This window comes from Saccharopolyspora sp. NPDC000359, from assembly GCF_040300525.1.
Taxonomy (GTDB): domain Bacteria; phylum Actinomycetota; class Actinomycetes; order Mycobacteriales; family Pseudonocardiaceae; genus Saccharopolyspora.
The window spans coordinates 56,592-82,869 of the sequence record NZ_JBEPDU010000037.1 but is presented as its reverse complement, the minus strand read 5'-3'; the positions used below and the strand labels follow the sequence as shown (position 1 = coordinate 82,869).

Genomic DNA, 26,278 nt, shown 5'->3' with positions numbered 1-26,278 from the left:
GTCTACCCCCCCCCCCCCCGGGGGGGGGGGGGGGGTTTTGTTCTTTTATTTTTGTTCTAACACTGTTACGCACTCACGACCCCATCGGCACGCCGAGGTTCGCCTCCAACGGCCCCCCGTCACCGAGAGCGACCCGCGGCAGGCCGCGGCAAGACTGCGTCACCACCCCGAGCATGTCTACTACTGCGGTTAGTACTACTCTTCGTGGGCCAAATCGGTCCACAGTGGCCAACGGCAACCTCTTCCCACCTTCGGCGGGACATCCGGGAGCAGCCGCCCCGACACAGGGCTCAACGGGACCAGGTTCAGCCCGAGCACCTACCAGGAGCTCACCGGCGCCATCGACGCCGCGCTGGCTGAGTAGCAGGTGAGCGCACCTACAGGTGCGCGGAGCCGGTGACGCTCGGCCGTCCGGAGCAGATCGGGGTCGGGTCGACCGTGGCGCAGGGCACGAGCACCGCCGCAGCCGCGACGAGTGCGATCGCGGGCAGGCTCAGCGCCGCGACGATCCGCCAGCGCGCCGCGCGCACCGCTGCCCGCGGCTGCAGGAGACGCTTGACGCGTTCCGGCACACCCGAACCCGCCGCGGCGAGCGCCATCTTCGGCACCGGAGTCGCCGACCTCCGCCCGCTGGTGGCCATCACCGCCAGGGCCCTGGCCACCGCCCGGTTGCCGTGCCGCCGCCCGGCCCGGTCGTCGGCGGCCCACTCGACGAGGCGGGCCACCTCCTGCGACGCCGCCTTCAGCAGCGGGACGAAGGGGAAGGCGCGGGCCAGGACCGCCACCCACCCCAGCACGAGGTGGTGCTTGCCACGCAGGTGAGCGATCTCATGCGCCATGACGGCGTCCCGCTCGGCCGGGACCAGGCGCTGCAGCGCACCCGTGGTGAGCACCACGGTGGAGCAGCGCCCGGGCACGCAGTACGCGGCGAGCTGCTCGGCTTCCACCACGGCCACGCGTACCCCGTTGCGCACGACCGCGGGCGAGGACCAGCGCAGGGCCTGCCGGTGCAGCTCGCGGTGCCGCCGGGTCCGCCGGATGTGCCGCGTAGCCACGACCACCAGCCGGACGATCACCACCGCCGAGCCGAGCAGCGCAATCGCAGCGGGCACATCTGTGAAGCTGCGCACCCCGAGGATCGTCAGCAGCGCGCGCAGGCAGGCGTGCAACAGGCCCGCGAGACCGTACCCACCGGACAGCTGCGCCATCGCGGCGAGACCAGCGCTGATCACCGCCAGGACCCACGAAGTGGCCAGCGCCGTCCAGAGGACCAGCCCCATGCGGGGCGCTGCGGACTGCCAGCGCTGCCAGGCCCGGATCAGCCGGGGTCCCAGCACCGCCAACGCCGCGGTGTAGGCAAAAAGCGCGACGAGCAGGGGTGTCATCGTTCCTCCGGCTCCTCGGCGAGCAGTTCCCGCAGCATCGCGGCTTCCTCGTCGCTGATCTCGTCGACGAACTTGAGGAACGTCGCGCGCGGGCTGCCGCTGGCCGCCAGCGCCTCCCGCATCAGCAGCGCGGCGTGCTCGCTGGCCTGCAGGCAGGGGCGGTAGAACCAGACCCGGCCGACCCGGTCGCGGTCGACCCACTGCTTGCGGTGCAGGTTCTCCAGCACGGTGGCTACCGTGGTGTAGGCCAGCCCGCGGTCGTGCAGGCCGTCCAGGACCTCCCGCACGCTCAGCGGCTTCGCCGCCTCCCACAGGTGGTCCATCACGGCTGACTCCAGCGGCCCCAAGCTGCGCATCGGAACTCCCCTCTCCGGTCGGCAGAGTAGGTCATCGGCGTCGGAGCCGAAGGCACCGCCGCGTCCCGGTCCCCGCTGCCCCCGCACCTCGGTCCGCGCCACCGGGGGTGCCGGGAACACCTCGGCACCGGCCTCTACTATGCACCATAAGAATTCTACTAAGACGAATAGAAGAGGTGGTGCGCAGTGGTGACCTCGAAGAGCTCACCAGCGCTCCGGTGGGGGCTCGCGGTGGTGCTCGTGGTCGTGGTCGGTGCGCTGGCGTGGGGCGCGTTCGCCGGTGGGCCCGCCCCCGAGCGGAACCAGCAGTCCACCGCGGCGCAGCAGCAGGACGACGAGGTCACCCAGGTGTTGAAGTCGCTGCAGCGGCGCCAGCCCGACGACCCGTTCGCGATGGGGCGCACCGACGCCCCGGTGGTCATGATCATGTACGAGGACTACCGCTGCCCGTTCTGCTCGAAGTTCACCTCCGACGTCAAGCCGGAGCTGATCAAGCGGTACGTGGACACCGGTGTCCTGCGCCTGGAGTGGCGCGACTTCCCGATCTTCGGCGAGGAGTCGATGGCGGTCGCCAAGGCCGCCCGCGCCGCCGCCCGCCAAGGCCTGTTCTGGGAGTTCCACACCGCCGCCTACGCGCGCGGCAACGGTGGCGACAAGCCGTCGTTCCCGGAGGAGACCATCCAGGAGCTGGCCCGCGAGGTCGGGGTGCCGGACATCGCCAGGTTCAACGCCGACCGCGAGGACCCGGCGATCATGCAGGAGATCCAGACCGACGCCTTCGAGGGGCAGGCGCTCGGGGTGTCCAGCACCCCGTCGTTCATCATCAACACCCAACCGGTGCTGGGCGCCCAGCCGCTGGACCAGTTCACCTCGGTGATCGAGGCGGAACGGGCCAAGGCATGACGATCGGCTACTTCGGCGCGTTCCTCGGCGGTGTGCTGTCGCTGCTCAGCCCGTGCTCGGCGATGCTGGTGCCGGCGTTCTTCGCCTACGCCTTCGCCGACCGGATCCGGCTGCTGCTGCGCACCAGCATCTTCTACCTCGGCCTGGCCACCACCCTGGTCCCGATGGGCGTGGCGGCGGGCTCGGTTGGCGCGGTGTTCAACGAGCACCGCGATCTCGTGGTGCTGATCGGCGGATCGCTGATGGTCCTGCTCGGCCTCGGCCAGATCCTCGGGTTCGGCTTCGGCTCCTCGGCGGCGCAGCGGTTGAGCGGGCGGATCAGGATCTCGTCCTCGCTGTCGGTGTACCTGCTCGGAACCGTGTACGGGCTGGCGGGTTTCTGCGCCGGTCCCCTGCTCGGCAGCGTCCTGACCATGGCCATGACCGGCTCCAGCCCCGCCTACGGCGGCATCCTGCTGGCCCTCTACGCGCTGGGCATGGCGGTCCCGCTGTTCGTGATCGCGGCCCTGTGGGACCGCTTCGACCTCGGGCGGCGCCGGTGGCTGCGCGGACGCGAGCTCAAGCTCGGACCGCTCCGCGTGCACAGCACCACGCTGCTGTCCGGCCTGGTCTTCATCGCCCTCGGCGTGCTGTTCCTCATCACCGACGGCACCGGTTCGCTCAGCGGGCTCGTCAGCATCGACGCGCAGTTCACCATCCAGGCCTGGGCCCAGCACGCCTCCGCGCTCGTCTCGGACCGGCTGGCCCTGCTCGTGGTCCTGGTGATCGGTGTCCCGCTGGCCCTGCTCGCCTTCCGGAAACTGGGCCGGGGCAGGGAAAACCCCGAAGCTGCGGAGTCCGGAACCGACGAGGAGGTCGGCTGAAGCGCAAGGACCTCAGCGGCGGCAGCCCGGGCCCGCAGCGACGCTCGCACCGAGCCCGGGCTGCCGGTGAGATCAGCCCTCCGCTGGTTCGGCGAACCACCCGGCGCGGAAGACCGGGGCCTTCCCGGCCACCGCGTCCTCGCACCAGTCGGTGACCCTCGCGCCCACCTCTTCCGGCGTTAGCCGCGAGGTGTCGAGGACGGTCATCGCCCACTCCGGACAGGGAGCCCGGCCGACCCAGCGGTCCCAGCGCATCTCCGGCCAGGCGTCCATGGTGACCGCCTCCGGGACGTGCCCGGGGTCGGTGGCGTGCGCCCGCATCCACGCGGCGAAGCCCTGGTGCAGCGGGCGCAGTTCGACCGGCTCGGCGCGCCGCTCGAGACGCGCGAGGTGGGTCTCGTCATCGAGGTCGAGCAGGCACGCGGCGATGTCGATCCGGTCCGCGCTCGGAGCGGCCAGCGCCTCCCCCAGCGGCACCGGATCACCCGAGAACAGCAGGTGCTTGCCCTCCTCCTCGAGGGCGATCGCTCGGCGGACCGCGACCTCCACCTGCTGCTGGCGCCAGGCGATGGTCGGCACGTCCGGGATCGGACCGAGCGTGAACAACTCGGCGGTCTCGTAGACGGTGTCGAGCCCGCGGCGTTCGAACAGGTGGCGCGCGTGCAGACGGGCGGTGGTCTTCCCGACGCCGGACGCACCGGAAACGAGCAACAGCATGGTTCTCCTCCAGGCATGACACGGTGGGCATCGCGCCGCGCAGGCGCGATGCCAGGACTCGGAGCCGGGTCAGCCCAGGCGGAAGAAGAACTGCTGCATCATCACGGCGGCGAGCCTATTACGACGATGTCGAGTCCCCAAGCGATTTTCCGGCTGCCTCAACAGCCCGCGAAGTGGTGGTCCGCCGCCCAGCCGGTGTTGGCCCGGACCCGCGCATCGGCTGGGGTGAAGCCGGGGTAGCGCTCGGCGAGCTGGGTGAGCAGCCAGGAGGTGAAGCGGGCCACGCCCTGCCTGCAGGTGTGCACGCCGTCCGCGCTGCGGTCGGCTCGACCGTCCCGGACCTCCTGGTACGCACTACCCCACAGCTCGCTCGCGTCGAGGACCTCCGCGGCAACGCCCTTGGTCGGCTGAACACGCGTCATGCCGCCAAATTCGCTGCCCCATGTCGGCGAACCGTCCACGCCAACTCCCCATCCCGTCGCAGCCGACGACGATCACCGGAGTTGCCGAAAAGGATCACCACATAATCACCCTGAGCGATAGGATCGTGACCAAGCGATACATCCCCGCCCATGCCGGACAGGTCACCTCACAGCTCCATCTGTGCCCGTTCCAGCGCCCATGAGGGGTAGCTCGCTCAAGCCGCACATGGAAACAAGTACCTGGAATGGAGAGACCACTCGTGGCGGAAACGCTGTACAGCGACACCGGATACTCCTTGAACCACCTGATCGAGGATATTCGGACCGGCCGCATCGGCCTGCCCGACATCCAACGGCCGTTCGTCTGGTCATCGGCCAAGGCACGAGATCTCTTCGACTCGATGTACCGGGGTTACCCCGTGGGAACGCTCATGTTCTGGGAGACTGGCGCGGAGGTTGGAGTCCGCCAGATCGGGACCGAAACAGCCGAACGAGCGCCCCAGGTGCTCGTCGTCGACGGACAGCAGCGCCTCACCTCGCTCTACGCCGTGTTGACTGGAGAGCCGGTTCTGACCCAGACCTTCGAGAACCGGCGCATTCGGATCGGTTTCCGTCCCGAGGACGAGACCTTCGAGGTCACCGACGCTGCGATCGAGCACGCCCCCGAGTTCATACCCGACATCACCAAGCTCTGGGCTCCGGGCTACAAGACGATTATCCGCGAGTTCATGAACCGCCTGGCAGCCTCGCGGACCGAAGAGATGGTGGACGAGCACAAGGACCTGCTCGAGGAGCGCATCGACAAGGTGCGCAACCTGCGCGACTTCCGGTTCCAAATCATCGAACTCGGTGAATCAGCGACCGAGGAGCAGGTCGCGGAGATCTTCGTCCGCATCAACTCTGAAGGCGTGCAGCTCAACCAGTCCGACTTCATCCTCACCCTCATGTCGGTGCATTGGGAGAAGGGGCGTCGAACCCTCGAAGCGTTCAGCCGCGCGGCTGTCGACCCGACGGTCACCGGGCCAAGCCCCCGAAATCCCTACCTCGACCCGAGCCCCGACCAACTCCTGCGCGTCGGCGTCGCCGTGGCATTCCGCCGCGCCCGGCTGCAGCACGTCTACAGCATCCTCCGTGGCAAGGATCTCGACACCGGCAAGGTGTCCGCCGAGCGGCGGGCTCACCAGTTCGGCTTGCTGGAACGAGCGCAGGAGCTGGTGCTCGACCTGAACAACTGGCATGAGTTCCTCAAGTGCCTCAGGTACGCCGGTTTCCGCAACCGGAAGATGATCACCTCAGACAACGCCCTGCTCTTCAGCTACGCGCTTTGGCTGATCGGGCGCCACGACTTCGGTCTGGGCATTGACGAGCTCCGACCAGCAATCGGACGCTGGTTCTTCATGTCGCAGACCACCGGCCGCTACACCAATTCGCCGGAGTCCCAGTTCGAGTTCGACCTGGGCCGCATCGCGGACCTCCCCGCTGGGGACGATGCCGCGTACGTCTCCGAACTCGACCGGGTCGCCAAAGCGAACTTTACCAACGACTACTGGATGATCTCGTTGCCCAACCGCTTGGACACGTCATCGTCCCGGTCACCGGTCTTGTTCGCCTACCTCGCAGCGCTCGACCTGCTCGATGCCGAAGTGCTGTTCAGCGACGTGCGAGTTCGGGACCTGCTCGAACCGGACTCGGGAGCTCCGCGCAAACTCGAGCGTGGGCACCTGTTCCCAAAGAAGCACTTGGCGTCACAGGGCATCAGTGGGACGCGCCAGGTGAACGCGATCGCCAACAGGGCATTCGTGCAGTGGACGGACAGCTCCAAGCTCAACTCAGCGGCTCCTGCTGACTACTGGCCAGTGCTGTCGTCGAGTGTCAGCCCGACGCGGTTGAAGAAGCAGATGCGCTGGCACTGCCTGCCAATCGGCTGGGAACAGCTCGACTACGCGACCTTCCTCGAACGTCGACGCTCCTTGATCGCCGGACTCGTGCGCGAGGCGTTCGACACACTCTGGGGGAAGCTCAAGCCCACGGATCCTCCGTCTGTCACCGAGCTGATCGCCTCAGACGAGTCCCAGCAGCTCGAGTTCAAGACCACCGCCCGCCGGAACATGGCCACCGGTGAGGTGGACCCGAAGAAGCCTCATGTCATCGTCAAGGCCGTGTGCGGCTTCCTCAACGCTGAAGGCGGCACGCTTCTGATCGGCGTGGGTGATTCCGGAGACGTCGTCGGGATCGAGGGCGACATGGCGACGCTGGGCAAGGCGAACGAAGACGCGTACGAGTTGTTCCTGCGGCAGGTGCTCGACTCGAACCTGTCGTCACCAACCGCGGCAACGGTTCGGATCAACTTCCACCGAGTCCAGCGCCACGTGGTGTGCGGACTGACCGTCGCCCCGTCGAGCCAGCCGGTCTTCGCGAACCCGCCGAAGGGGGAAGGTTTCGCCGGCTCCGACTTCTGGGTGCGAGTCGGAAACGGTACCAAGAAGCTGCACGGCGAGAGCATGGTCAAATACCAGAAGGCCCACTGGGGCTGATGCTCGGGGTCTGGTGGTCAGGCTCCCGCTACGACGTCGGCTGAGATGACGCCCGTGGAGCGGCGGACGCGGGTCGTCCGCCGCGTGCCCCAGGGGCCGCGCTCCGAGACCTTGGTGATCGCGACTGGGCACGTTCGCCCACCAGTCGCGGGAGCTAGCGCGAATTCATCATCGGACACGACGTGTTCAGTCACGATCTCCACCTCTGGAACAGCGCGAGCAGCTGGGCCCGGAAAACCGGAATGGGATGCGCGACAATTGTGGCTCATGAGGCGCGGAATGGTCTCGCCGGGTCTCCCGAACGCGTGACACGCAGGTCACCAGCATGGCCGTACTTGATCACCACCTCTGGTCCGCATCCAGAACCACGGTGCCGACCAGCTGCGTGGACGAATCATCCGGTGATCATTTCGGCCGCCGCCGAATTCGGGTGATCACGTTTCGCCGCGGGGTGGTCCGGGGGTGGCAGGGTTCGGGCGATGAGGGCCGCTCGCAGGTGTGTCGCGTCGGTGGGGTCCGCCGGGTTGAGGCCGGTGAGCTCGGCGACCTTGCGCATGCGGTAGTCGACGGTGTTCGGGTGGATGTGCAGGCGGCGGGCGGTGCGGCGGCGGTTCAGGCCGGTGCCGAGGTGGGTGCGCAGGGTTTCCAGCAGGTCCGGCTCGTGCTCGATCGCGCTGAGCTTGCCCGCCAGCACGTCGCGGGCCGGACCGGGGCGGGTGAGCTGGTAGTCCAGCGCGAGGTCGTCGAGCGTGTAGACGCCCGGAGGGCGCCCGGCCACCGCGATCCGGCGCAGTTCGTGCGCGGTGCGCGCGGCCTCGGGGATCTCGGCGACCAGTGCCGGCACCACGCCCACCGTCACGTCCGCGCCCGCCGCCGTTCCGGAGGCCAGGACCAGGTCGTGGATGCGCAGGTCCGGGTCGCGGGCCAGCAGCACCACCCCGCCGGACCCGTTGAGCCGCGCCAGGAGCGGTTGCGGGGAGCGGCGTTCCAGTTCCGCGCGGAAGCGGCGGAGCTTGCGCCACCGGACCACGTCGGCGTTGGTGCCCGGGGCGGACTCGTCCGGGTGCGCGGCGATCTCCATGTCGAGCACCGCGTAGCTCTCGGCCGGGCGGATGCCCAGCCGGGCCGCCGCGTCGAGCGGGTTGCTGCCGGTCAGCAGCGCCGACAGCAGGTCCTGCTTCGCCGCGTGCTCATCGGCCAGGAAGACGTCGCGCTCCTGGAAGTACGCGGAGGAGACCACCGAGGTGATCTCGCGCAGGTAGCGCAGCACGACCTCCACGACCCCGACCAGGGTGCGCACGTCCTCGGGCTGCGCCTGCGCGCTGAAGTGCTCCCACGCCACCCGCACCCCCACGTTGTGCGCGTTGAGCACCGCCTCGATCGGCACGCCCTCCTCGGCCCGGTGCAGGACGTCCTCGCGCAGGTCGGCCAGTGACTTCGGGTCGGGCTGGCCGCCGTGGCGCAGCATCCGCACCACCATCGCCACGGCCCGCTCGATGATCCGGGTGATGTCGCCGCGCAGCTCCTCCTCCGGCAGCTCGGCGTACGCGGGCAGCTCGGCGACCACCTGCTGGAGCACGGCGGGCACCAGCTCCGGCGCGGCGGTGGCCAGCGCCCGGTCGAGCGGCTCGCCGCGCCAGCGCGGAACCGCGTTGGGTTCGATCACAACGATGACCTCCCAAGACTGGAGAACTCACCACCACCACTGCCCCCACCGGGGGTCCAGCATGGTAGCGAGCGCCTTACCCGCAGGTAACTTGCGGTCGGCCGCGTGGGACGAGTTGGCGACAGGGGATTTCATGGACTCTCGTGGGAACGGCCAGATCAGTCGGCGGTCGGTGCTGATCACCGGGGGCGCGACCGCGGTCAGCGCGGCCCTGCCCGCGGGTGCGGCGACTGCCGCGCCGAACACCTCAGGTGCCGACGCGGACGCCATCGTCGTGGGCAGCGGGCTGGCGGGGCTGGTGGCCACCGCGGAGCTGGCGGCCGCGGGCCGCAAGGTCCTGCTTTTGGACCAGGAGCCGGAGGCCAGCCTCGGTGGTCAGGCGTTCTGGTCGCTCGGCGGGCTGTTCTTCATCGACTCCCCCGAGCAGCGGCTGGCCGGGATCAGCGACTCGCTGGAGCTGGCCCGCGCGGACTGGTTCGGCAACGCCGGTTTCGACCGCGACCCCGAGGACCCGCTGGGCCAGGACCACTGGGCCGCCCGCTGGGCCGATGCCTACCTGGAGTTCGCCGCCGAGGAGAAGCGGGCCTGGCTGCACGGGATGGGGATGCGGTGGGTGCCGGTCGTCGGCTGGGCCGAGCGCGGCGGCCAGCTCTCGGACGGACCCGGCAACTCGGTCCCCCGCTTCCACCTCACGCTCGGCACCGGGCCCGGGGTGGTGGAGCCGTTCGAGGAGGCGGTGCGCGAGGCCGCCGAGCAGGGCCTGGTCTCGTTCCGGTTCCGGCACCAGGTCGACGAGCTCACCGTCACCAACGGCGCCGTCGACGGCGTGCGCGGTGGGGTCCTGGAACCCAGCGACGCGCCTCGCGGCACCCCCAGTTCCCGCACCAGGATCGGCGACTTCGAGCTGCACGCGCCGGTGGTGGTCGTGACCTCCGGCGGGATCGGGGGCAACAAGGACCTGGTCCGGCAGAACTGGCCGGACTGGCTGGGCGCACCGCCGCAGCGCATGGTGACCGGTGTCCCGGCGCACGTGGACGGCCGGATGCTGGCGATCAGCGAGCGCGCCGGTGCCCGGCTGGTGAACCGGGACCGCATGTGGCACTACACGGAGGGCCTGGTCAACCACAGCCCGATCTGGCCCGACCACGGGATCCGGGTGCTGGCCGCACCGTCCTCGCTGTGGTTCGACGCCCGTGGCCGCCGGTTCCCGAACCCGGGGATCCCGAGCTACGACACCCTCGGCACCCTGGCGCTGATCAGGGAAACCGGCTACGACCACTCGTGGTTCGTGCTCAACCAGCGGATCATCGACAAGGAGTTCGTCCTCTCCGGTTCCGAGCAGAACCCGGAGCTGACCCGCAAGGACCTGGCCGGGTACCTGGCGAGCCGGCTGCTGAACTCGACCCCGCCGCCGGTCAAGGCGTTCCTGGACCGCGGCGAGGACTTCGTGGTCGCCAAGTCGGTGCCGGAACTGGTGGCCGGGATGAACCGGCTGGCCGGGGCGGACCTGGTGGACGCGGCCGAGCTGGAGCGCCAGATCACCGCGCGCGACCGCCAGGTGGACAACAACTTCACCAAGGACGACCAGGTCATGGGCATCCGCAACTCGCTGGCCTACTCCGGTGACCTGCTGGCGCGCACCACCCCGCTGCACAAGGTCCTGGACCCGGCGGCCGGTCCGCTGATCGCCATCAGGATGAACATCCTGACCCGCAAGACGCTCGGCGGCCTGCAGACCGACCTGTCCGGCCGCGTCCTGGACCACCAGGCGGCCCCCATCCCGGGCCTGTACGCGGCGGGCGAGGTGGCGGGCTTCGGCGGCGGAGGGGTCCACGGCTACCGAGCCCTGGAGGGCACCTTCCTCGGCGGCTGCCTGTTCTCCGGCCGCCAAGCGGGCCGAGCCGCCGCAGCCGCAACGGCCTGACGGCCGGGGTCAGTTCGCCGCGCGGGCAGCACCCCGGAGCTGCCCGCGCGGCGGGGCTCCCCGCCGGTCAGCGCCCCCACTACGGACGCGCGGCGAGCCCATTGCGCTCGACAACACCCCCCACCACGTGCTCCGCGATGGCCAAGGAAGACGTCGCTCCAGGCGACGGTGCGTTGCGCAGATGCGCAACCGGCCCCACGTGCTGGATCACGAAGTCGTCCACCAAGCGCCCATCCGCCCCCAGGGCCTGCGCCCGAATCCCCCGCGGCAACCGCGCATACCGAGCTCCCTCGATCGCCGGAACATAACGCGCCGCCGCCCGGACGAACCTCCGCGCCGACAGCACACCCCCCAGCTCCCGCCGGGCACCAGCGAGGTTCCCGACCGCGAACCGCCAGAACCCGGGATCCACCGCAACATCCACCACATCCCGGAGATCCACCCCCAAACCCCGGTAGACCTCCCGGGAGAACGACAGGAACGCGTTCGGCCCGACGGTCATCGCACCGTCGACCCGCTTGGTGAGGTGCACCCCCAGGAACGGGTACTTCGGGTCGGGAACCGGGTAGACGAGTCCGCGCGTGATGTCGCGGAACCGCGGTTCGAGGACCAGGTACTGCCCGAAGAACGGCACGATCGACGGGGACCTGGCGGCTCCGGATCGCCGGGCGAGCCGGTCGGACTGCAGCCCGGCGCACGCGATCACGTTGTCGAACAGCTCGTCCCCCTGGCTGGTGCGCACCCGCACCCGCCCCCCGGTTCCCACGTCCGCGCCGAGCACTTCAACCCCCAGCCGCACGTCCACCCCGGCACGCCGGGCGTCGTCGACGAGGGCGCGCGTCACCGCTGCGTAGTCGATGATCGCGGTCTCCGGTGAGTGGAGGGCCGCGACGCCCCGCGCTTCGGGCTCCAGTTCCCGGAGCTCGCCGCCGCTGATGAGGCGGACGCCGGGAACCCCGTTCTTCGTGGCCCGGTCGTGGATCGCTTCGAGCCGCCCGCGCTCGTCCGCGTCGAGCGCGACCACCACCTTGCCGCAGCGCTCGTACGGGAGGCCGCGCTCGGCGGCGTAGTCCCGCATCAGCTGCACGCCCCGGCGGCACAGGCGCGCTTTCAGCCCGCCGGGCTCGTAGTACAGCCCCGCGTGGACGACACCGGAGTTGTGCCCGGTCTGATGGGCCGCGGGTTCGCGTTCCTTCTCGAAGAGGACGACCTCGGCGTCGGGGAGTCGCCGGTTCAGCTCCCGGACCACGGCGGCACCGATGATGCCGCCACCGACCACCGCGAAACGTCGCGTCTCAACCATTCGACTCCTCCTGGTGCTCACCGGCGCGTCCGGCAGAATGGGCGGGGTGGAAGCCCTCGACGTCAGCACCGTGACCGGGCGTGTCCTCGACCAGCTCCGAGCGGCGATCCTGAGTGGCGAGCTCGAACCCGGCCAGCTGTACAGCGCCGCGGCGCTGGGCGAGCAGCTCGGGGTGTCGAGGACGCCGATCCGCGAGGCCTCGCACGAACTGGCCCGGCTCGGTCTCGTCGAGATCGAGCGCAACCGCGGCATCCGCATCGTCGCGACATCCGTCGAAACCCTGCTGCAGGGCTTCGAGGTCCGACTCATGCTCGAAGTCCCGCTGGCCCGCCGCGCCGCGCGGCTCGCCCAGGACGACCCCGGGGCCCGCCGCCGCCTGACCGAGGTGCACGACCGGTTCCGCGCGGCAGCGGAGGCGGGCGACGCGGAGCTGACGTTGCGGACCGACCGCGACTTCCACACCGTCCTGCTGGAGCTGAGCGGCAACGACCGGGCCACCAGCGTGCTGCGCGAGCAGCGCACCATGGTCCTGCGCAGCGGTGTTGGCACGGTTCCCACGTCCCGCACGCCGCTCGAGTGCTTCGAGGACCACTCCGACGTCTACGCGGCGTTCATGGCTGGGGACGAGGCGGGCATCGGCGCGGCCATGAGCCGCCACATCATCAACACCGCGACCCTGCTCATCGACCAGGAGTCCCGCCGCCGGTCCGACTTCCACGACCACGGCGTCGCCGACCGCCTGCGCGCGCTGCTCGGCTGAGCGAGCGGGGGCGGGCTGCTCCGTCGTCACGCGGCCAATCTAGGGCGAGTAGCATGCAACATGCAACAGCACGTTGACCAGGGCCCGCGGATCACGGGCGGCCCGGTCGCCGGATCTCCGGGACGGGCCGTGCCATCATGTGGTGCTGTGGAATCCACCCGTGTCGACCGCTGGCTGTGGGCCGTCCGACTGACCAAGACCCGCCCGGACGCCGCCGCCGCCTGTCGCGGCGGGCACGTGCGCGTCAACGACCGCCCGGCCAAACCGGCGACCACCGTCTCCCCCGGCGACGAGGTGCGGGCCCGAGTCGGCAACCGCACCCGGACCGTCGAGGTGGTCCGGGTGATCCAGCGCCGCGTCGGTGCGGCCGACGCGGCCACCTGCTACATCGACCGGACCCCGGCCCCACCCCCGGAGGCAGCGGCCCCGGTGGCCCGTCGAGAACGCGGAGCGGGCCGCCCCACCAAGCGGGACCGCCGGATGATCGACAAGTTCCGGTCCAAGGGCAACTAGCCGACGCGGGCCCCCGCAGGGCGACCTGCTCGCCCCGGTCCGCCGCCCCGCGGCGACGACCTCCGGGGCTTCAGGTGCGGGGTTGGTGGGATTTGGCTGCTGGGACGGCCAGGGCGGAGGGGACCAGGAGGACCGCGACCACGAGGAGGGCGTGCAGGGTTCCGACGTGATCGCCCAGGTAACCCAGCAGGGGTGGTCCGGCCAGGAACGCCGTGTAGCCGATCGTCGAGACCACGCTCACCCTGGTAGCGGCGTGGCCCGGGTCGTCGGCCGCCGCGCTCATCCCCACGGGGAAGCCGAGCGACGCCCCGAGGCCCCACAGCACCGCTCCGAGCAGCACGAGCGGCAGCCAGGTGGCGAAGACCAGGAGCAGGACGCCGAGCGCGGCGGTGGCCATGGTCGCCCACAGCACCGGCAGCCTGCCGAACCGGTCGAGCAGCGCGGTGCCCGCCACGCGGCCGGTCGTCATGGCGGTGAGGAAGACCGCGAACCCGGCGGAACCGGCCCAGTGCGGGACCCCGTGCCCGTCGACCAGGGCAGTGGCCAGCCAGTCGTTGGCGGTGCCCTCGGTGAGTGCCAAGGCCAGCACCATCACGCCGAGCACCAGCGTCCGCGGTTCGGTCCAGGCCCGCCACGACGCCCCGGCTCCGCTGGCGCGGCCGTCGTCGGCGTGCTGCTCGCGGAGGAACGCCGGTGTGGCGATCGCGGGCAGCACCGCGACGAGGACGGCGACCACGCCCAGGTGCAGCGGCATCGGGATCGACCAGGCCGCTGCCGCAGCCCCTCCCCCGGCACCCACCACGGTTCCGGCGCTGAACGCCGCGTGGAAGCGCGGCATGATCGTGCGGCCGAGCCCGCGCTCGACCACGGCGCCCTCGACGTTCATCGCGACGTCCCAGACCCCCGAGCCGAACCCCACCAGGAGCAGGCCGATCCAGGTCACCCGGTACTCGCCGAGCAACCCGACCCCCACGCCGCTGCCCGCCAACCCCGCCGCGGTCACGACGGCACCGCCCGAGACCACCGCTCGCGCGCCGAACCGCCGGACCAGGACGCCGGCGAGCGGCAGGGCGGTGATCGACCCGACCGAGATCGCCAGGAGCAGCGTTCCCAGCTGCCCCGGCGTGACGTCGAGCCTGTCGCGGGCCTCCGGGATGCGCGCCATCCAGCTGGCCGCGGCGAACCCGTTGACGACGAACACCGCGGTGACCGCGTTGCGCGCGCGCAGCACGGCCGGTCGGGCGGTGAGTTCCTCCACGGCCACGGAGCCAGACCCCCAGTTCCGCTTCGATCGGGTGGGCGGCACCGGGCCCGGGTCGTCGCGCTGGGACGGACGCCGACGAGCCGCTCAGCGCGCCCACGGGAGGCTACCCGGCACCGCGGCGCACCGGCATCCGCCGAACGGTGATCACCGCACGCACCAGCGGCGAGCTCCAGGAACCGCGCGGTGCGGCGGAACCCGGGTTCGACCAGCTCAGCTTCCTGCCGGTTCGGTGTCCACAGTGGCCTGCCTGGGTCGCCCGGCAGGCGCTCCCCGACAGGTTCACCTGCCCGGCCTGGGAAGCCGTTCCCCAGCACGCCAGGACCTCGCGCTGGTCGCGGCCGGGCTGCTGCTAGCGTGCCCGCACACCGGTGATCGGAGGTCTTCGCGTGGGCGAGTTGAGGTTCGAGCAGGAGCTGGTGCGGGCCCTGCTGCGGGAGCAGCACCCGGATCTCGCGGACCTCGAACTGCGGGACGTCGACGGGGGCTGGGACAACCAGCAGTGGCGGCTCGGCGACGACCTCGCCGTCCGCCTGCCGCGCACCGGGCAAGCGCCGGAGCTGCTGCGCAAGGAGCAGGCGTGGTTGCCCGCGCTGGCCGGACGCCTGCCGCTGCCGACACCCGTGCCGGTTCGCGTCGGCGAACCGTCGAGCCTGTTCGAGCACACCTGGACGATCATGAGCTGGGTCGAGGGCGAACCGGCCGATCGCGCGCCCATCACGGCCATCGACGCGGCCGAAGTTCTCGCCGACTTCCTCAAGGCGCTGCACCACCCGGCACCCGCCGACGCCCCGACGAGCCCGACGCGCGGCATCCCGCTGGCCGACCTCGCGCCGGAGGCCGACGCCTGGTTCGAGGTCATCGCGGACCACCCGGACGTCGACGCCGCGCGAGCCGTGTGGGAGAAGGCCGTCGCCGCACCGGCCTGGCAGGGTCCGCCGCTCTGGTTGCACGGCGACCTGCACCCGGCCAACGTGGTCGTCCAGGACGGGTCGCTGGCCGGGGTGGTCGACTTCGGCGACATGTGCGCCGGAGACCCGGCGACCGACCTGTCCGCCGCGTGGATCCTGCTGCCCACAGGAGCGACGACCCGCTTCTTCGACACCTACGAGCACGCCGACGAAGCCACCACCACCCGGGCCCGCGGCTGGGCGGTCATGCGGGCGCTGACCCTGGTCTTCGTCGGCCGCAACGGCAGGCTCGGCCTCCCCGGCGGCAAACCCTCCTGGGAACCAGCTGGTCACGCCACCCTCGACCGGGTCCTGGCGACGACCTGATCAGGTTCAGGGGCGGGTCGTCTGGATGAGGGCGTGGGAGCCGTTGGTGCGCCAGGGGCCTTCGCCCAGGGCTTCGACCACTGGTGCGTCGAGGCCGACCACGACCTCGGATTTCAGGACGCGGAGGGCGGCGAGCGGGCTCGGGAAGTGCCCGGCCGCTTCCGCGAACGGTGTGGTGGCGGGCCAGTGCTGGTCGCCCACGAGGCGCCGGTAGTTCAGGTCTCCCTTCAGGACGGTCACCGCGGCTGAAGCCAGCTCGGTCCGCAAGTCGTCCGGCATCGCGCGGTAGTCCCTCGGGGCGCAGAAGAACGGGTGGGCGCGCAGTTCGACGCGTCCGGACCGGAGGGCTTCCCAGGCCCGCTGCCCGATCGCACCGACCTCGCCGGGGAGTCCGGCGAGGTGGCGCAGGACGCCGACCACGTCGGCGGGTGTTGCGTCGGAGACGTAGTACGGCGTTGGTTTGACGTGCAGGACGACGTGGTTCGCGCGGCCGGTCGCGAGCAGGTGGTCGATCAGCGCCAGGTCGGCGGCGAGCTCCCCGGCGGCGTTGTCGGCGATCAGGTGGACCGGGCCAGCGGTGTCGAACAGCGACCAGAACTCCTGGCTGCTCCCGGCCACCAAGCCCGCGGCGCCGCTGACCCCCGTCGACAGCTGGAACGCGAGATCGGCCTGGTTGCCCCACACCGCGGCCTGCACGACGGCGGCGTCGCGCTCCTGCGCGGTGAGCTCCGGCAGGGCGTCGAAGGCCTTGAGCGTCTCGGCCGTCGCGGCGCTGCGGAGCTCGGCGGTCTTCATCGGCGCGAACGGGTCGACACCGCGCCACGGCCCGGGCTCGAAGTACCCGACCGCGGCGAGCAGCCTGCGGAAGAAGTAGCTCTCCGCCCACAGGAACGGCGTCTCCCGCCATGGCCGACCCACCCAGCCGGCCGCCCACGCCGCCCAGCGGCGGTGGTCCGGTGCCTCGTCGTCGAGCGGGGCGACGACCCCGGTCGTGGACTCGCTCAGCAGTTCGGCCAGCCCGTCCCGCACGTCGGGCCCGTACGGCGTCGCGGAGCTCACCCGTTCGAGCATCCTGGGGTGCCGCTCGTGGAAGACCTTCCACGCGAACGACCCCTGCTCGCCAATCGTGATCACCGGCGCTTCGAAATCCACGACGCTCCTTCCCGCGCAAGCCACTCCGAAGGGTACGGCGCGGCGCACTACTCAGGGCATCTGCGGCGGCATGATTGAGTAGTTCGCCTCGCCCGCGGGGACGGTGTCCGACGTCACAGTGGGAGGCAGCCCACCAGGCAGCCATCGACGAACGGGGTGTGATCATGTCCCCTCTCCAGCACGACGCGCCGCTGACCTCCTGCACGCTGGACGAGCTCGACCGCCGCGCCAAGCTCGCCGAGCTCTGCATGAACCACGCGCTCGAACAGCAGTGCTGGGACCTGGTGCGGCGGCACCGGCGCGAAGCGCTCGTCGTCCAGGCCGAGATCACCCGCCGCCTGGACGCCCTCGAGGACTCCCCCGGCCACATCGGCTCCCGACTGGGCGAACCGACCGGTGACGCGGTCGGCTTCTGCTGAGCCCAGCACGACGGACCGGCGCCTAGACTCCCGGCTGCGGAACCCGAGCTGAGGAGCGATGCCGTGGCAGTGCGAGCGGAGCGTAAGGGCGCGGTCCTGGTCCTCACGATGGACCGGCCGGAACGCCGGAACGCCTTCGACGGGTCGATGACGCAAGCACTGGACACCGCGTTGAACGACTTCGAGGACGACGAAGGGGTCCTGGCCGCCGTGCTCACCGGCGGCCAGGACTTCTTCTCGGCCGGGACCGACCTGCGCGTGTGGGCCGGTGACCCCACCGAGCGCGGCGGGGCGTACGGGATCGCCCGGCGCCGCCTGCGCAAACCGCTGATCGCCGCGGTCGAAGGGGCGGCGGCGGGCGGCGGCTTCGAGGTCGCGCTGGCCACCACGATGATCGTCGCCTCGCGGACGGCGTACTTCTCGTTCCCGGAGGTCGGCCTCGGTCTGGTCGCCGAGTGCGGCGGTCTGTTCCGCGCCCCGCGAGCGCTCCCGCTCAACGTGGCCAGGGAACTGCTCCTCACCGGAGACCCGCTCCCCGCGCAACGCGCCTACGACCTGGGCCTGGTCAATCGCCTGACCGAACCGGGAGGTGCCCTCGGCGAGGCCCTGTCCGTCGCCGAGCGAATCGCCGGGCACGCCCCGGTCGCGGTCCAGGAGACCCTGCAGGCGGTCGAAGCGGCCTACGCAGCCGACGACGAGGCCCGCTGGCTGGACACGGCCAATGCCAAGGACCGCGCCCGGGCCTCCGCCGACGCGGCCGAAGGTGTCGCCGCCTTCCTGGCGAAGCGACCGCCGCGCTGGACCGGCGCCTGATCGCTCAACTCGGCGCGCTGATCTCCGGCTCCGGGCTCCGGCGTTCGGCGCGCTGCCTCGCGCGGGGTTTCAGCTCGCTGACGAGCACTCCGAGCACGATCAGGACTGCTCCGAGCAGCGCCAGACCGGGGAGCCGGTCCCCGGCGATGCGCCCGATGACGCCTCCCCAGACCGGTTCACCGGTGTAGATGATGGTCGCCCTCGTCGGGGAGACGAAGCGCTGCGCCCAGTTCATGGTGAGCTGGATCAGGTAGCTGGCGGCACCGAGGCCGACCGCCGCGGTGAGCCAGACCCAGGAGAACTTCGGGATCCGCTCCCCAGCCACCGGCATCAGCAGCAGCGACAGCGCGCCGCCGACGAACAGCTGCACGACGGTGACCCGGCCGAGGTCGACCTTCCCGGCGAACGAGCCGATCAGGATGATCTCGGCCGCCATGGCCACCGCGCTGAGCACGGTGACGAGCTCGCCGGTGCTCAGCGAGATCCCCGCCGCGCCCGGTCCGGCCAGCAGCAGCAACCCGGCGAACGCGAGTGCGACACCGACCAGCGTCATCAGGCGCGGCGCCCTGCGGAGCACGACCCACTGCAGCAGCGGTACCACCGGCACGTAGAGCGCGCTGATGAATGCCGAGGCGCTGCTGCTGATCGTCTGCAGGCCCCAGGTCTGCAACCCGTATCCGAGGAAGATCATCACGCCGATCGCGCTGCCCGCCACCCACTCCCGCCGGGTCAGCCCGGCCAGAGTGCGCCGGAACACCAGGACGCCGATCGCGGCGGCGGTCAGGAAGCGCACCCCGACGAAGAAGAGCGGACCGCTGTGTCGCATGGCGACGTGGATGATCAGGAACGTCGCGCCCCACATCGCGGTGATCCCGAGCAGCGCGGCCTCGTACCTGCTCAGCAGCGGGTACCGCCGGAAGAAGTGCACCATGTCGCAGCACGGTACGAGACCACCCGCACCGCCCTCGCGAACCGGTCGAGCCACCCGGCGCCTCCCGCCCCACTACCGTTTCCCAGGTGGACTGTGTTGTCGAGCAACGATCTGCGCAATGCCCATTGAAATCGGACATCTGACTTCAATGGAAATCACACTTCTGGCGGCCGGCCCCACACCTCGATTCGGCCGGTGGGAGCACAGTTCTGGTGAGGACCGCAGTCCGCCGACGACGTTCCTCGAAGCGACGACAGGGCGACTGCGCCAGAGTTCGTACTCCGTTCGGTCGATAGAGATCACTTTGCCGGACAGGTCCTCATCGACCGGTCAAGAATGCGTCCGCACCGAACGGATGGGAGGACGATGCCGGAAGAACGATGGCGCACGTTGCCTGACGGGCGCCGCATCCTGCTGAAGAAGGGGCGTGGTGGGCCGGTTGCTGTTGCGGTCGGCACAGCGGTGGCCCTCGGCGCATCGGGCGGGTTCGGCGGCACCGCTGCGGTCACTGGGTCGGCGGGCGGCACCTCTGCGCTCTCCGCCGCTGAATCCGCCGTCATCCGCAACATCCAGTCGAACTTGGGCAAGGCGAAGCGGACTGCGCGGCGCGGGGATTCCCGCAGCGCCTGGCAGCAGCTGCGGATGCGCAAGGGTCGGGAACGTTTCGAGAACGCCGTCGAGTGCGCCGCTCTCACCTACGGGCAGGTGCAGGAGTTCCTCATCGGGACGCCGTGCCAGAGCATCGACCGCTGGCAGTACCCGGTCAGCGACGAGGCGGGCAACACGATGGTGGTGGCCGTGTCCAAGGTAACCATGCGCAGGGCCACGGACACCCGGAAGTTCCGCCGCCTCCTCGACGAGCACGGCACCGGCGACATCCGTCCGATCGTCGCCCTCGTGCCCTTCACCGGCCACCACTACGACTCGAGGACCTCAGGCCGATCAATCATCTCCGCCGAGGCCGAACCGGTGACCGGCGCACCGGCCGATGAAGTCCTCCAGGCCACCGCCGAAGCTGCCGTCGCACTCACCTCGTGACCGGCCAGCCTGTCCTTGCGCACTCGTGCACGACATCGTCGAGGTCGCGCGACTGGTCCAAGCCAGTCTTCGGTGAAGCGCCGAAGCCGCCGCAGCACGCCCAATTCGAATCGCCTCACCGGCGAGCCGGGACCGCGCTCGAGGTTGGGGCGGAACCTCATCTTGTTGCCGAGGTGTGGTGGGAGTGAGGTGGGTGACAGATGGTCGCCTGGGGTGGTGGGGTGTGCCAGACTCCCGGCCAACCACACTTGCGTGCGCTCCGGGGTCGGTGCAAGTCCGAACCGGCGGTGACAGTCCGCGACCCGGTCGACCCAGTCGGCCGGTTGACCCGGTGGAACTCCGGGACCGACGGTGAAAGTCCGGATGGGAGGCTGCGCACGCGGGCATGCTGCCGCCGCGCCGCTGCGCGCGTCGGACGTGACTGCGTGCCCGCAGGTGCCCCGGTGCGCAGCACGACGCGAACGGAGGCACCGGAGATGTCAACAAGCGCAACGGTCGACCAGGCCTCGGCGGAGCTGCGGCTCGACCCGGTCGAGGACGCCGTGCGGGAGTTCGCCCGGGGCCGGGTCGTGGTCGTCGTAGACGACGCCGACCGGGAGAACGAAGGCGACCTGATCTGCGCGGCCAGCACGGTCACCCCGGCCGACATCGCCTTCATCGTCCGGTACACCACCGGGATCGTCTGCGCGCCGATGGCCGCGGAGCTGCTCGACCGGCTCGAGATCCCGCTGATGACCAACCGGAACCGGGACCGGATGAGCACCGCGTTCACCGTCAGCGTGGACGCGGGCGAGGGGATCAGCACCGGGGTGTCCGCCGCGGACCGGGCCACGACCCTGCGCACCCTGGTCGATCCGGGCTCCCGGCCCGACGACCTCGTGCAGCCCGGGCACATCTTCCCGCTGCGCGCCTCCGCCAACGGCGTGCTGGACCGCCCGGGTCACACCGAAGCCGCGGTCGACCTCGCCCGGCTGGCCGAGGTGCCCCCGGCCGGTGTGCTCGCCGAGCTCGTCAACGACGACGGCACCATGATGCGCGGCCAGCAGCTGCGCGACTTCGCCGACGAGCACGGCCTCGTGCTCATCTCCATCGCGGACCTGGTCGCCGCCCGCAACCGCGGCTGAACTCCGGTGGACCCGCGCTGGCCAGCGCGGGTCCACCGGGCAGTCACTGGTCGAAGAAGTCGGCCGCGGCCTGCTTGAACAGCCGGCTGGACACCGCGTTGAGGTGGTTGCGCCGCCCGAGGGGGACGAACGGCGCGTCGAGCCCGGCGGCGAACTCCGGTGCGTCCGAAGCGATGTCGTCCTGGTCCCCCGCGGCGAAGAGCACGGGGACGGGTGGTGGGCCCTCGAGCCGGTGGCCCGCCACCGCCTCGACGCACGCGTCCAGGCCGTCCGCCGACAGCGCCTCCGCCACGCCCCGCATCGAGGTGCGGTCGGCGGCGCGACCACCGATGCCACCGAGGGCGATCCGCCGGACGCGGCCGGGCGCCAGCTTCGCCAGCTCCCACGCCACCAACCCGCCCATCGAGTAGCTCACGGCATCCACAGTGGACAGACCGGTTTCCTCCAGCACGGCCAGGACATCGCGGGCCAGCGCCTCCGGGGCGTAACCGGAGGCGGGCCGCTCGCTCTGGCCGTGCCCGCGCAGGTCGACCCGGACGTGCCCGCGCTCGGCGAGCGCGCGCGTCCAGCCGGTGCGCACCCAGGTACTCTCGCTGTCCGACGCGAAACCGTGGATCAGCAGCACCGGGGTCGGGCCCGGCTCGGCATCGCACCAGATCTTCGCGCCGTCCTCGGCGGTGGCGAACACGGTCAGTCCTCCGGGAGGCTCAGGCGGACCCGCCGCTGCGGCTTCTTCTCCTCGGGCACGGTGCCCACGATGCCGGCCTGCTCGTCGGAGACCGTGAAGGTCACCAGCGACTCGCCCACCGCCAGCTCCTCGTCGGCACCGACGTGCAGCCGCGCGACGTACCCGGACTGCGGCGACGGGATCTCCACCGCCGACTTGGTCGTCTCCAGCTCGACCAGCGGGGCGTTGCGCTCCACCCAGTCGCCCTCCTCGACCAGCCACTCCAGCACGCGGGCGCTGATCAGGCCCTCACCGAGGTCGGGCAGCGGAAAGGTCACTTCAGCCACGGCGGTACTCCAATGTGGTCTGGACTGCGGTCAGGATGCGGTCGGCGTTGGGCAGGTACTCGTCCTCCAACGCCCCCGAGGGGTAGGGCACGTCGAAGCCGGTGACCCGCTGCACCGGCGCGCGCAGCTCACCGAAGCAGCGCTCGGTGACCAGCGCGGAGACCTCGGCACCGAGCCCGGCGGTCAGCGGGGCCTCGTGGACCACGACCGCGCGGCGGGTCTTCGCCACGGACGCGGCCAGGCCGTCGACGTCAATCGGCTTGAGCCAGCGCAGGTCCACGACCTCCAGCTCCACCCCGTCCTCGGCGGCGAGCTCGGCGACCTGCAGGCAGCGGGCCACCATCGCGCCCCAGGTGATGAGCGTGGCGTGCTTGCCCTCGCGCGCCACCCGGCTGGTGCCCGGCGGGATCGGCGCGACCGGCTCCGACGGCTCGAAGTCCTCCCGCTGCCAGTAGCGGGGCTTGGGCTCCATGAAGATCACCGGGTCGGGGTCGGCGATCGCCTGCCGCAGCAGGTGGTAGCCCTCCGACGGGGTGGACGGCGACACCACCTTCAGGCCGGGCACGTGCGCGAACACCGCCTCCAGGCTCTCCCCGTGGTGCTCCGGCGCGCGGATCCCGCCGAAGCTGGGCAGCCGCAGCGTGATCGGCATGTTCAGCACGCCCCGGCTGCGGTAGTGCATGCGCGCCACCTGGTTGACGATCTGGTCCAGCGCCGGGTAGCTGAAGCCGTCGAACTGGATCTCCGGGACCGGGCGCCAGCCGTGCATCGCCAGCCCGACCGCCGTGCCCATGATCGCCGCCTCGGCCAGCGGCGTGTCGAAGACCCGGTCACCGAACTTGGCCTTCAACCCGTCGGTCACCCGGAACACGCCGCCGAGCGTGCCGACGTCCTGGCCGAACACCAGCACCCGGTCGTCGTCCTCGCACGCGTGCTGCAGGGCCAGGTTGAGGGCCTGCTGCAGGGACAGCTCAGGCATCGAGGGACTCCTTCCACGCCCGCTGCTGCTCCAGCAGGGCCTTGGTGGGCTCGCGGTAGACGAACGAGAACAGCTCCTCCGCGTCCGGCGCGGGGGACGCCTGCACTCCCTCGCGGACCTCGCGAACCACGGCGGTGGCGTGCTCCTCGGCCTCGGCGACGTCGGAGGCGGAGAGCTGCCGCGCGGCCAGCGCCAGCGGGTCGCGACCGGCCCACGCCTGCTCGTCCTCCAGCGTCCGGTAGCGGCCGGGGTCGTCCGAAGTGGAGTGCGGACCCATCCGGTAGGTCATCGCCTCGATCACGGTCGGGCCGCCACCGTCGCGCGCGCGGTCCAGCGCGGCGCGGGTCGCCTCGAACACCGCGACCACGTCGTTGCCGTCGACCCGGTGCCCCTCGAAGCCGTAGCCCGCGGCGCGGGCGGCGACCGAGCCCCCGGCGACCTGCCGCTCGGTGGGCACCGAGATCGCCCAACCGTTGTTCTGGCAGAAGAACACCACTGGCAGCTGGTACACGCCGGCGAAGTTCATCGCCTCGTGCACGTCGCCCTGCGAGCTGGTGCCGTCGCCGATGTAGGAGAGCGCCACACCGCCGGTCTGGTCCAGCTTCGCACCCATCGCCCAGCCCACGGCGTGCGTCACGGGCCCGCCGACGACCGCGTTGATCGGGGCCAGCCGGGAGGCCTGCGGGTCGTAGAGCCCGCCGTGCCAGGTGTTGAGGTGCGTGGCCAGGTAGGCGACGAGGTCAACGCCCATCGCGACCGCCGCGCCGATTTCGCGGTACCCGGGGAAGGCGAAGTCGCGGTTCAGGTCGAGGGCGGCCGCGCTGCCCACCTGCGCGGCCTCCTGCCCCTTCGCCGGCGCGTAAGCGGGGAAGACGCCTTGGCGCTGCAGCGCGATGGCCTCCTCGTCGAGGCGCCGCGCCACCAGCATCAGGCGGTGCAGAGCGCGGAGATCAGCTGTGTGCATGCTCGGAAGGGTGCGCAACCACCGCCAGACCGTGCAAGAGTCGCCTCCACGGCTGATCACTGTGCCCGATCTGACCGGCGACATGTCGATTCCACTGGACAAATTGCCCAGCCGAACAGCACCGGGCAGCAACGAGCGCCTTCCGCGCCATGGCACCCGCGCGACCGAGACGAGCCGCTTCCTCACCAGGGGACACCGACTGCGCACTCAGCGAAGTTCCATGCCCACCGAGGAGCCGCTTCGAGGACCTGGAGCCAGGCATCGACGGTGAAAGCAGTCGTGAGTGGCGATGGCGGCAAGAGCAACCATCGCCACTCACGAGGGAGAGGCTCCCCACGGGCGATTCCGCTGCGTTACGACACTGGAACCGGTGCCGCAATCCCCCAGTCGGTCGACCATTGACAACCGCAGCTCACGCCCGCAAGATCTCAGATCGTATCTGATTTCGTAGGTGATGTTGGGAGCTTCCGCCGACCCGCGACCCGTGGCCGGACACCGGCGGCGGGCTCCGCAGCGGCACCCAGGTCCACCGCAGCACCGCATCGGACACAGCAAAGGAGCTGCCATGCCCGAACCGGACCTCGCGCAGGGGAGGACTCGGCGGGAGCACCGCCGAGTCGCGTTGGGCACGCTCGTCGGCACCACCATCGAGTGGTACGACTTCTTCATCTACGCCAACGCCGCCGCCCTGGTGCTGACCCCGATGTTCTTCGAGCCGTTCGTGGCCTCCTACGGGGAGCTCGCCGGGCGGCTGATGTCGTTCGCCACCGTCGGGGTCAGCTTCTTCTTCCGCCCGCTCGGCGCGATGGTCGCCGGGCACTTCGGCGACAAGCTGGGGCGCAAGGCCATGCTGGTCCTGACGCTCATGCTCATGGGCGCCTCCACCACGCTGATCGGCCTGGTGCCCACCTACGGCTCCATCGGGATCTGGGCTCCGGTCCTGCTCATCGCGTTGCGCGTCCTGCAGGGCTTCTCCGCTGGCGGGGAGTGGGGCGGGGCGGCGCTCATGGCCGTCGAGCACGCCCCGGCGGCCAAGCGCGGGCGCTACGGCGGCTTCCCGCAGATCGGGGTACCGGTCGGCATGCTGATCGCCACCGCGGTGCTCAGCGTCGTCACCGCGACGACCACCGAGCAGCAGTTCCTCGACTGGGGGTGGCGGGTCCCGTTCCTGCTGTCCGTCGTGCTCATCGTGGTGGGCATGGTGATCCGGCTCGGCGTCGCCGAGTCGCCGGTGTTCGCTGGTGGTGAGGGCGAGCAGGGGCGCGTCAAGCTTCCGCTGGTGCAGATGTTCCGCTTCAACGGGCCGCAGGTGCTGCAGGGCACCCTCACCTTCGCCGCGAACAACGCGGCCGGCTACATGGTGACCGGCGGCTACCTGCTCTCCTACACCACCACGGTGCTGGAGATGGACCGCTCGACGGTGCTCAACCTGGTCACCCTCACCAGCGCCGCCTGGATCGTCACCACGATGGCCAGCGCCGTGCTGTCGGACCGGATCGGCCGGACCGCGGTGTACAAGATCGGGTTCACCGCGCTGATCATCTGGGTGTTCCCGATGTTCTGGCTGATCGACACCGAGAACGTGCTGCTGATCGGGCTGGCGATGCTGGTCTTCAGCATCGGCATCGGGTTCACCTACGGACCGCAGGCGGCCATGCTGGCCGAGATGTTCCCCGCCCAGGTCCGCTACTCCGGGACCGGGCTGTCCTACGCCTTCGGCGCGATCCTGGGCGGGGCCTTCGCCCCGATGATCGCGACCTGGCTGCAGGCCTCGTTCGGCAGCTCCATGGCCGTGTCGGCCTACCTGCTCGGCCTCGCGGTGGTCGGCCTGGTCGCCACGTTCACGATCAGGGACCGCACCGGCGGGTCCCTCGGTGCGGATGCGTTCGACATCCCGGGCGCGGCCGAGCTCGCCGCGGCGGCCAAGCGCTAGGCACCCGGCGCGGGGGCGGTCCGGGCA

General features: G+C 70.9%; 25 protein-coding genes and 1 riboswitch. Of the genes, 12 read left to right on the top strand and 13 right to left on the bottom strand.

The window, feature by feature from the left end; genetic code table 11:
* Positions 1-377: 377 nt before the first annotated feature.
* Entirely contained in the window at positions 378-1,385 is a 1,008-nt protein-coding gene (locus ABT324_RS22925) for a M56 family metallopeptidase (RefSeq protein WP_351181107.1), read from the bottom strand.
* The gene (locus ABT324_RS22920; RefSeq protein ID WP_351181104.1) at positions 1,382-1,741 is read right to left on the bottom strand and encodes a BlaI/MecI/CopY family transcriptional regulator; all 360 of its coding nucleotides are present in this window, start codon (positions 1,739-1,741) and stop codon (positions 1,382-1,384) included. Before ABT324_RS22920 ends, ABT324_RS22925 begins: the two co-directional genes overlap by 4 nt.
* Before the next feature lie 186 nt (positions 1,742-1,927).
* Here ABT324_RS22920 and ABT324_RS22915 point away from each other — a divergent pair, with 186 nt between their 5' ends.
* The gene (locus ABT324_RS22915; protein WP_351181101.1) at positions 1,928-2,644 is read left to right on the top strand and encodes a DsbA family protein; all 717 of its coding nucleotides are present in this window, start codon (positions 1,928-1,930) and stop codon (positions 2,642-2,644) included.
* Positions 2,641-3,507, top strand: coding sequence for a cytochrome c biogenesis CcdA family protein (locus ABT324_RS22910; protein ID WP_351181099.1), 867 nt, complete (start codon positions 2,641-2,643; stop codon positions 3,505-3,507). Before ABT324_RS22915 ends, ABT324_RS22910 begins: the two co-directional genes overlap by 4 nt.
* 72 nt (positions 3,508-3,579) lie before the next feature.
* Here ABT324_RS22910 and ABT324_RS22905 read toward each other — a convergent pair whose 3' ends face one another.
* Both ABT324_RS22905 and ABT324_RS22900 read right to left on the bottom strand, forming a co-directional pair.
* Entirely contained in the window at positions 3,580-4,224 is a 645-nt protein-coding gene (locus tag ABT324_RS22905) for a DEAD/DEAH box helicase family protein (RefSeq protein WP_351181096.1), read from the bottom strand.
* A 158-nt stretch (positions 4,225-4,382) separates the two neighbouring features.
* Positions 4,383-4,646, bottom strand: coding sequence for a hypothetical protein (locus tag ABT324_RS22900; protein WP_351181093.1), 264 nt, complete (start codon positions 4,644-4,646; stop codon positions 4,383-4,385).
* Positions 4,647-4,906: 260 nt separating this feature from the next.
* Between ABT324_RS22900 and ABT324_RS22895 the strand changes: the two genes are divergently transcribed.
* The gene (locus tag ABT324_RS22895) at positions 4,907-7,180 is read left to right on the top strand and encodes a GmrSD restriction endonuclease domain-containing protein (RefSeq protein ID WP_351181090.1); all 2,274 of its coding nucleotides are present in this window, start codon (positions 4,907-4,909) and stop codon (positions 7,178-7,180) included.
* 394 nt (positions 7,181-7,574) lie between these two features.
* Here ABT324_RS22895 and ABT324_RS22890 read toward each other — a convergent pair whose 3' ends face one another.
* Positions 7,575-8,846 (bottom strand): PucR family transcriptional regulator, encoded by a 1,272-nt coding sequence (locus tag ABT324_RS22890; RefSeq protein ID WP_351181087.1) that lies wholly within the window; start codon positions 8,844-8,846, stop codon positions 7,575-7,577.
* A 133-nt stretch (positions 8,847-8,979) separates the two neighbouring features.
* On the opposite strand from ABT324_RS22890, the gene ABT324_RS22885 reads away from it, so the two are divergent.
* Positions 8,980-10,770 carry an FAD-binding dehydrogenase gene (locus tag ABT324_RS22885; RefSeq protein WP_351181085.1) on the top strand — a complete coding sequence of 597 codons (1,791 nt, stop codon included), beginning with the start codon at positions 8,980-8,982 and terminating at the stop codon, positions 10,768-10,770.
* A gap of 79 nt (positions 10,771-10,849) precedes the next feature.
* Here the strand turns inward: ABT324_RS22885 and lhgD are convergent, their stop codons facing one another.
* Positions 10,850-12,073, bottom strand: a complete 1,224-nt coding sequence (gene lhgD, locus ABT324_RS22880) for an L-2-hydroxyglutarate dehydrogenase (RefSeq protein WP_351181082.1) — start codon at positions 12,071-12,073, stop codon at positions 10,850-10,852.
* 46 nt (positions 12,074-12,119) lie between these two features.
* Here lhgD and ABT324_RS22875 point away from each other — a divergent pair, with 46 nt between their 5' ends.
* Positions 12,120-12,833, top strand: coding sequence for a GntR family transcriptional regulator (locus ABT324_RS22875; protein ID WP_351181079.1), 714 nt, complete (start codon positions 12,120-12,122; stop codon positions 12,831-12,833).
* Between the two features lie 147 nt (positions 12,834-12,980).
* Positions 12,981-13,346, top strand: a complete 366-nt coding sequence (locus tag ABT324_RS22870) for an RNA-binding S4 domain-containing protein (protein ID WP_351181076.1) — start codon at positions 12,981-12,983, stop codon at positions 13,344-13,346.
* 70 nt (positions 13,347-13,416) lie between these two features.
* Here the strand turns inward: ABT324_RS22870 and ABT324_RS22865 are convergent, their stop codons facing one another.
* Positions 13,417-14,610 (bottom strand): MFS transporter, encoded by a 1,194-nt coding sequence (locus tag ABT324_RS22865; RefSeq protein ID WP_351181074.1) that lies wholly within the window; start codon positions 14,608-14,610, stop codon positions 13,417-13,419.
* A 386-nt stretch (positions 14,611-14,996) separates the two neighbouring features.
* Between ABT324_RS22865 and ABT324_RS22860 the strand changes: the two genes are divergently transcribed.
* On the top strand, positions 14,997-15,884 hold the full coding sequence (locus ABT324_RS22860; protein ID WP_351181072.1) for an aminoglycoside phosphotransferase family protein: 888 nt from the start codon (positions 14,997-14,999) through the stop codon (positions 15,882-15,884).
* 6 nt (positions 15,885-15,890) lie between these two features.
* On the opposite strand, the gene ABT324_RS22855 is transcribed toward ABT324_RS22860, so the two are convergent.
* Positions 15,891-17,036 (bottom strand): damage-control phosphatase ARMT1 family protein, encoded by a 1,146-nt coding sequence (locus ABT324_RS22855; RefSeq protein WP_351181070.1) that lies wholly within the window; start codon positions 17,034-17,036, stop codon positions 15,891-15,893.
* 164 nt (positions 17,037-17,200) lie between these two features.
* Between ABT324_RS22855 and ABT324_RS22850 the strand changes: the two genes are divergently transcribed.
* Positions 17,201-17,455: a hypothetical protein gene (locus tag ABT324_RS22850; RefSeq protein ID WP_351181068.1), complete on the top strand. Its 255-nt coding sequence runs from the start codon at positions 17,201-17,203 to the stop codon at positions 17,453-17,455.
* A 63-nt stretch (positions 17,456-17,518) separates the two neighbouring features.
* Positions 17,519-18,268 carry an enoyl-CoA hydratase-related protein gene (locus tag ABT324_RS22845; protein WP_351181066.1) on the top strand — a complete coding sequence of 250 codons (750 nt, stop codon included), beginning with the start codon at positions 17,519-17,521 and terminating at the stop codon, positions 18,266-18,268.
* A 4-nt stretch (positions 18,269-18,272) separates the two neighbouring features.
* Here ABT324_RS22845 and ABT324_RS22840 read toward each other — a convergent pair whose 3' ends face one another.
* On the bottom strand, positions 18,273-19,199 hold the full coding sequence (locus ABT324_RS22840) for a DMT family transporter (RefSeq protein WP_351181063.1): 927 nt from the start codon (positions 19,197-19,199) through the stop codon (positions 18,273-18,275).
* A gap of 366 nt (positions 19,200-19,565) precedes the next feature.
* Between ABT324_RS22840 and ABT324_RS22835 the strand changes: the two genes are divergently transcribed.
* Together ABT324_RS22835 and ribB are read left to right on the top strand one after the other, a co-directional pair.
* Positions 19,566-20,237 carry a hypothetical protein gene (locus tag ABT324_RS22835; protein WP_351181060.1) on the top strand — a complete coding sequence of 224 codons (672 nt, stop codon included), beginning with the start codon at positions 19,566-19,568 and terminating at the stop codon, positions 20,235-20,237.
* Between the two features lie 250 nt (positions 20,238-20,487).
* Positions 20,488-20,616: riboswitch (FMN riboswitch) on the top strand.
* Between the two features lie 97 nt (positions 20,617-20,713).
* Positions 20,714-21,361: a 3,4-dihydroxy-2-butanone-4-phosphate synthase gene (ribB, locus tag ABT324_RS22830; protein WP_351181057.1), complete on the top strand. Its 648-nt coding sequence runs from the start codon at positions 20,714-20,716 to the stop codon at positions 21,359-21,361.
* Between the two features lie 43 nt (positions 21,362-21,404).
* Here ribB and ABT324_RS22825 read toward each other — a convergent pair whose 3' ends face one another.
* Genes ABT324_RS22825 through ABT324_RS22810 form a run of 4 tightly spaced genes read right to left on the bottom strand, consistent with a single transcriptional unit; the run spans position 21,405 to position 24,318 of the window.
* Positions 21,405-22,049 carry an alpha/beta fold hydrolase gene (locus ABT324_RS22825; RefSeq protein WP_351181054.1) on the bottom strand — a complete coding sequence of 215 codons (645 nt, stop codon included), beginning with the start codon at positions 22,047-22,049 and terminating at the stop codon, positions 21,405-21,407.
* A 2-nt stretch (positions 22,050-22,051) separates the two neighbouring features.
* Positions 22,052-22,375: a biotin/lipoyl-containing protein gene (locus tag ABT324_RS22820; protein ID WP_351181051.1), complete on the bottom strand. Its 324-nt coding sequence runs from the start codon at positions 22,373-22,375 to the stop codon at positions 22,052-22,054.
* The gene (locus tag ABT324_RS22815; RefSeq protein ID WP_351181048.1) at positions 22,368-23,354 is read right to left on the bottom strand and encodes an alpha-ketoacid dehydrogenase subunit beta; all 987 of its coding nucleotides are present in this window, start codon (positions 23,352-23,354) and stop codon (positions 22,368-22,370) included. Before ABT324_RS22815 ends, ABT324_RS22820 begins: the two co-directional genes overlap by 8 nt.
* The gene (locus tag ABT324_RS22810) at positions 23,347-24,318 is read right to left on the bottom strand and encodes a thiamine pyrophosphate-dependent enzyme (protein WP_351181045.1); all 972 of its coding nucleotides are present in this window, start codon (positions 24,316-24,318) and stop codon (positions 23,347-23,349) included. The genes ABT324_RS22815 and ABT324_RS22810 overlap by 8 nt, the downstream gene beginning before the upstream one ends.
* A 565-nt stretch (positions 24,319-24,883) precedes the next feature.
* Here ABT324_RS22810 and ABT324_RS22805 point away from each other — a divergent pair.
* On the top strand, positions 24,884-26,251 hold the full coding sequence (locus ABT324_RS22805) for an MFS transporter (protein WP_351181042.1): 1,368 nt from the start codon (positions 24,884-24,886) through the stop codon (positions 26,249-26,251).
* Positions 26,252-26,278 lie beyond the last annotated feature (27 nt).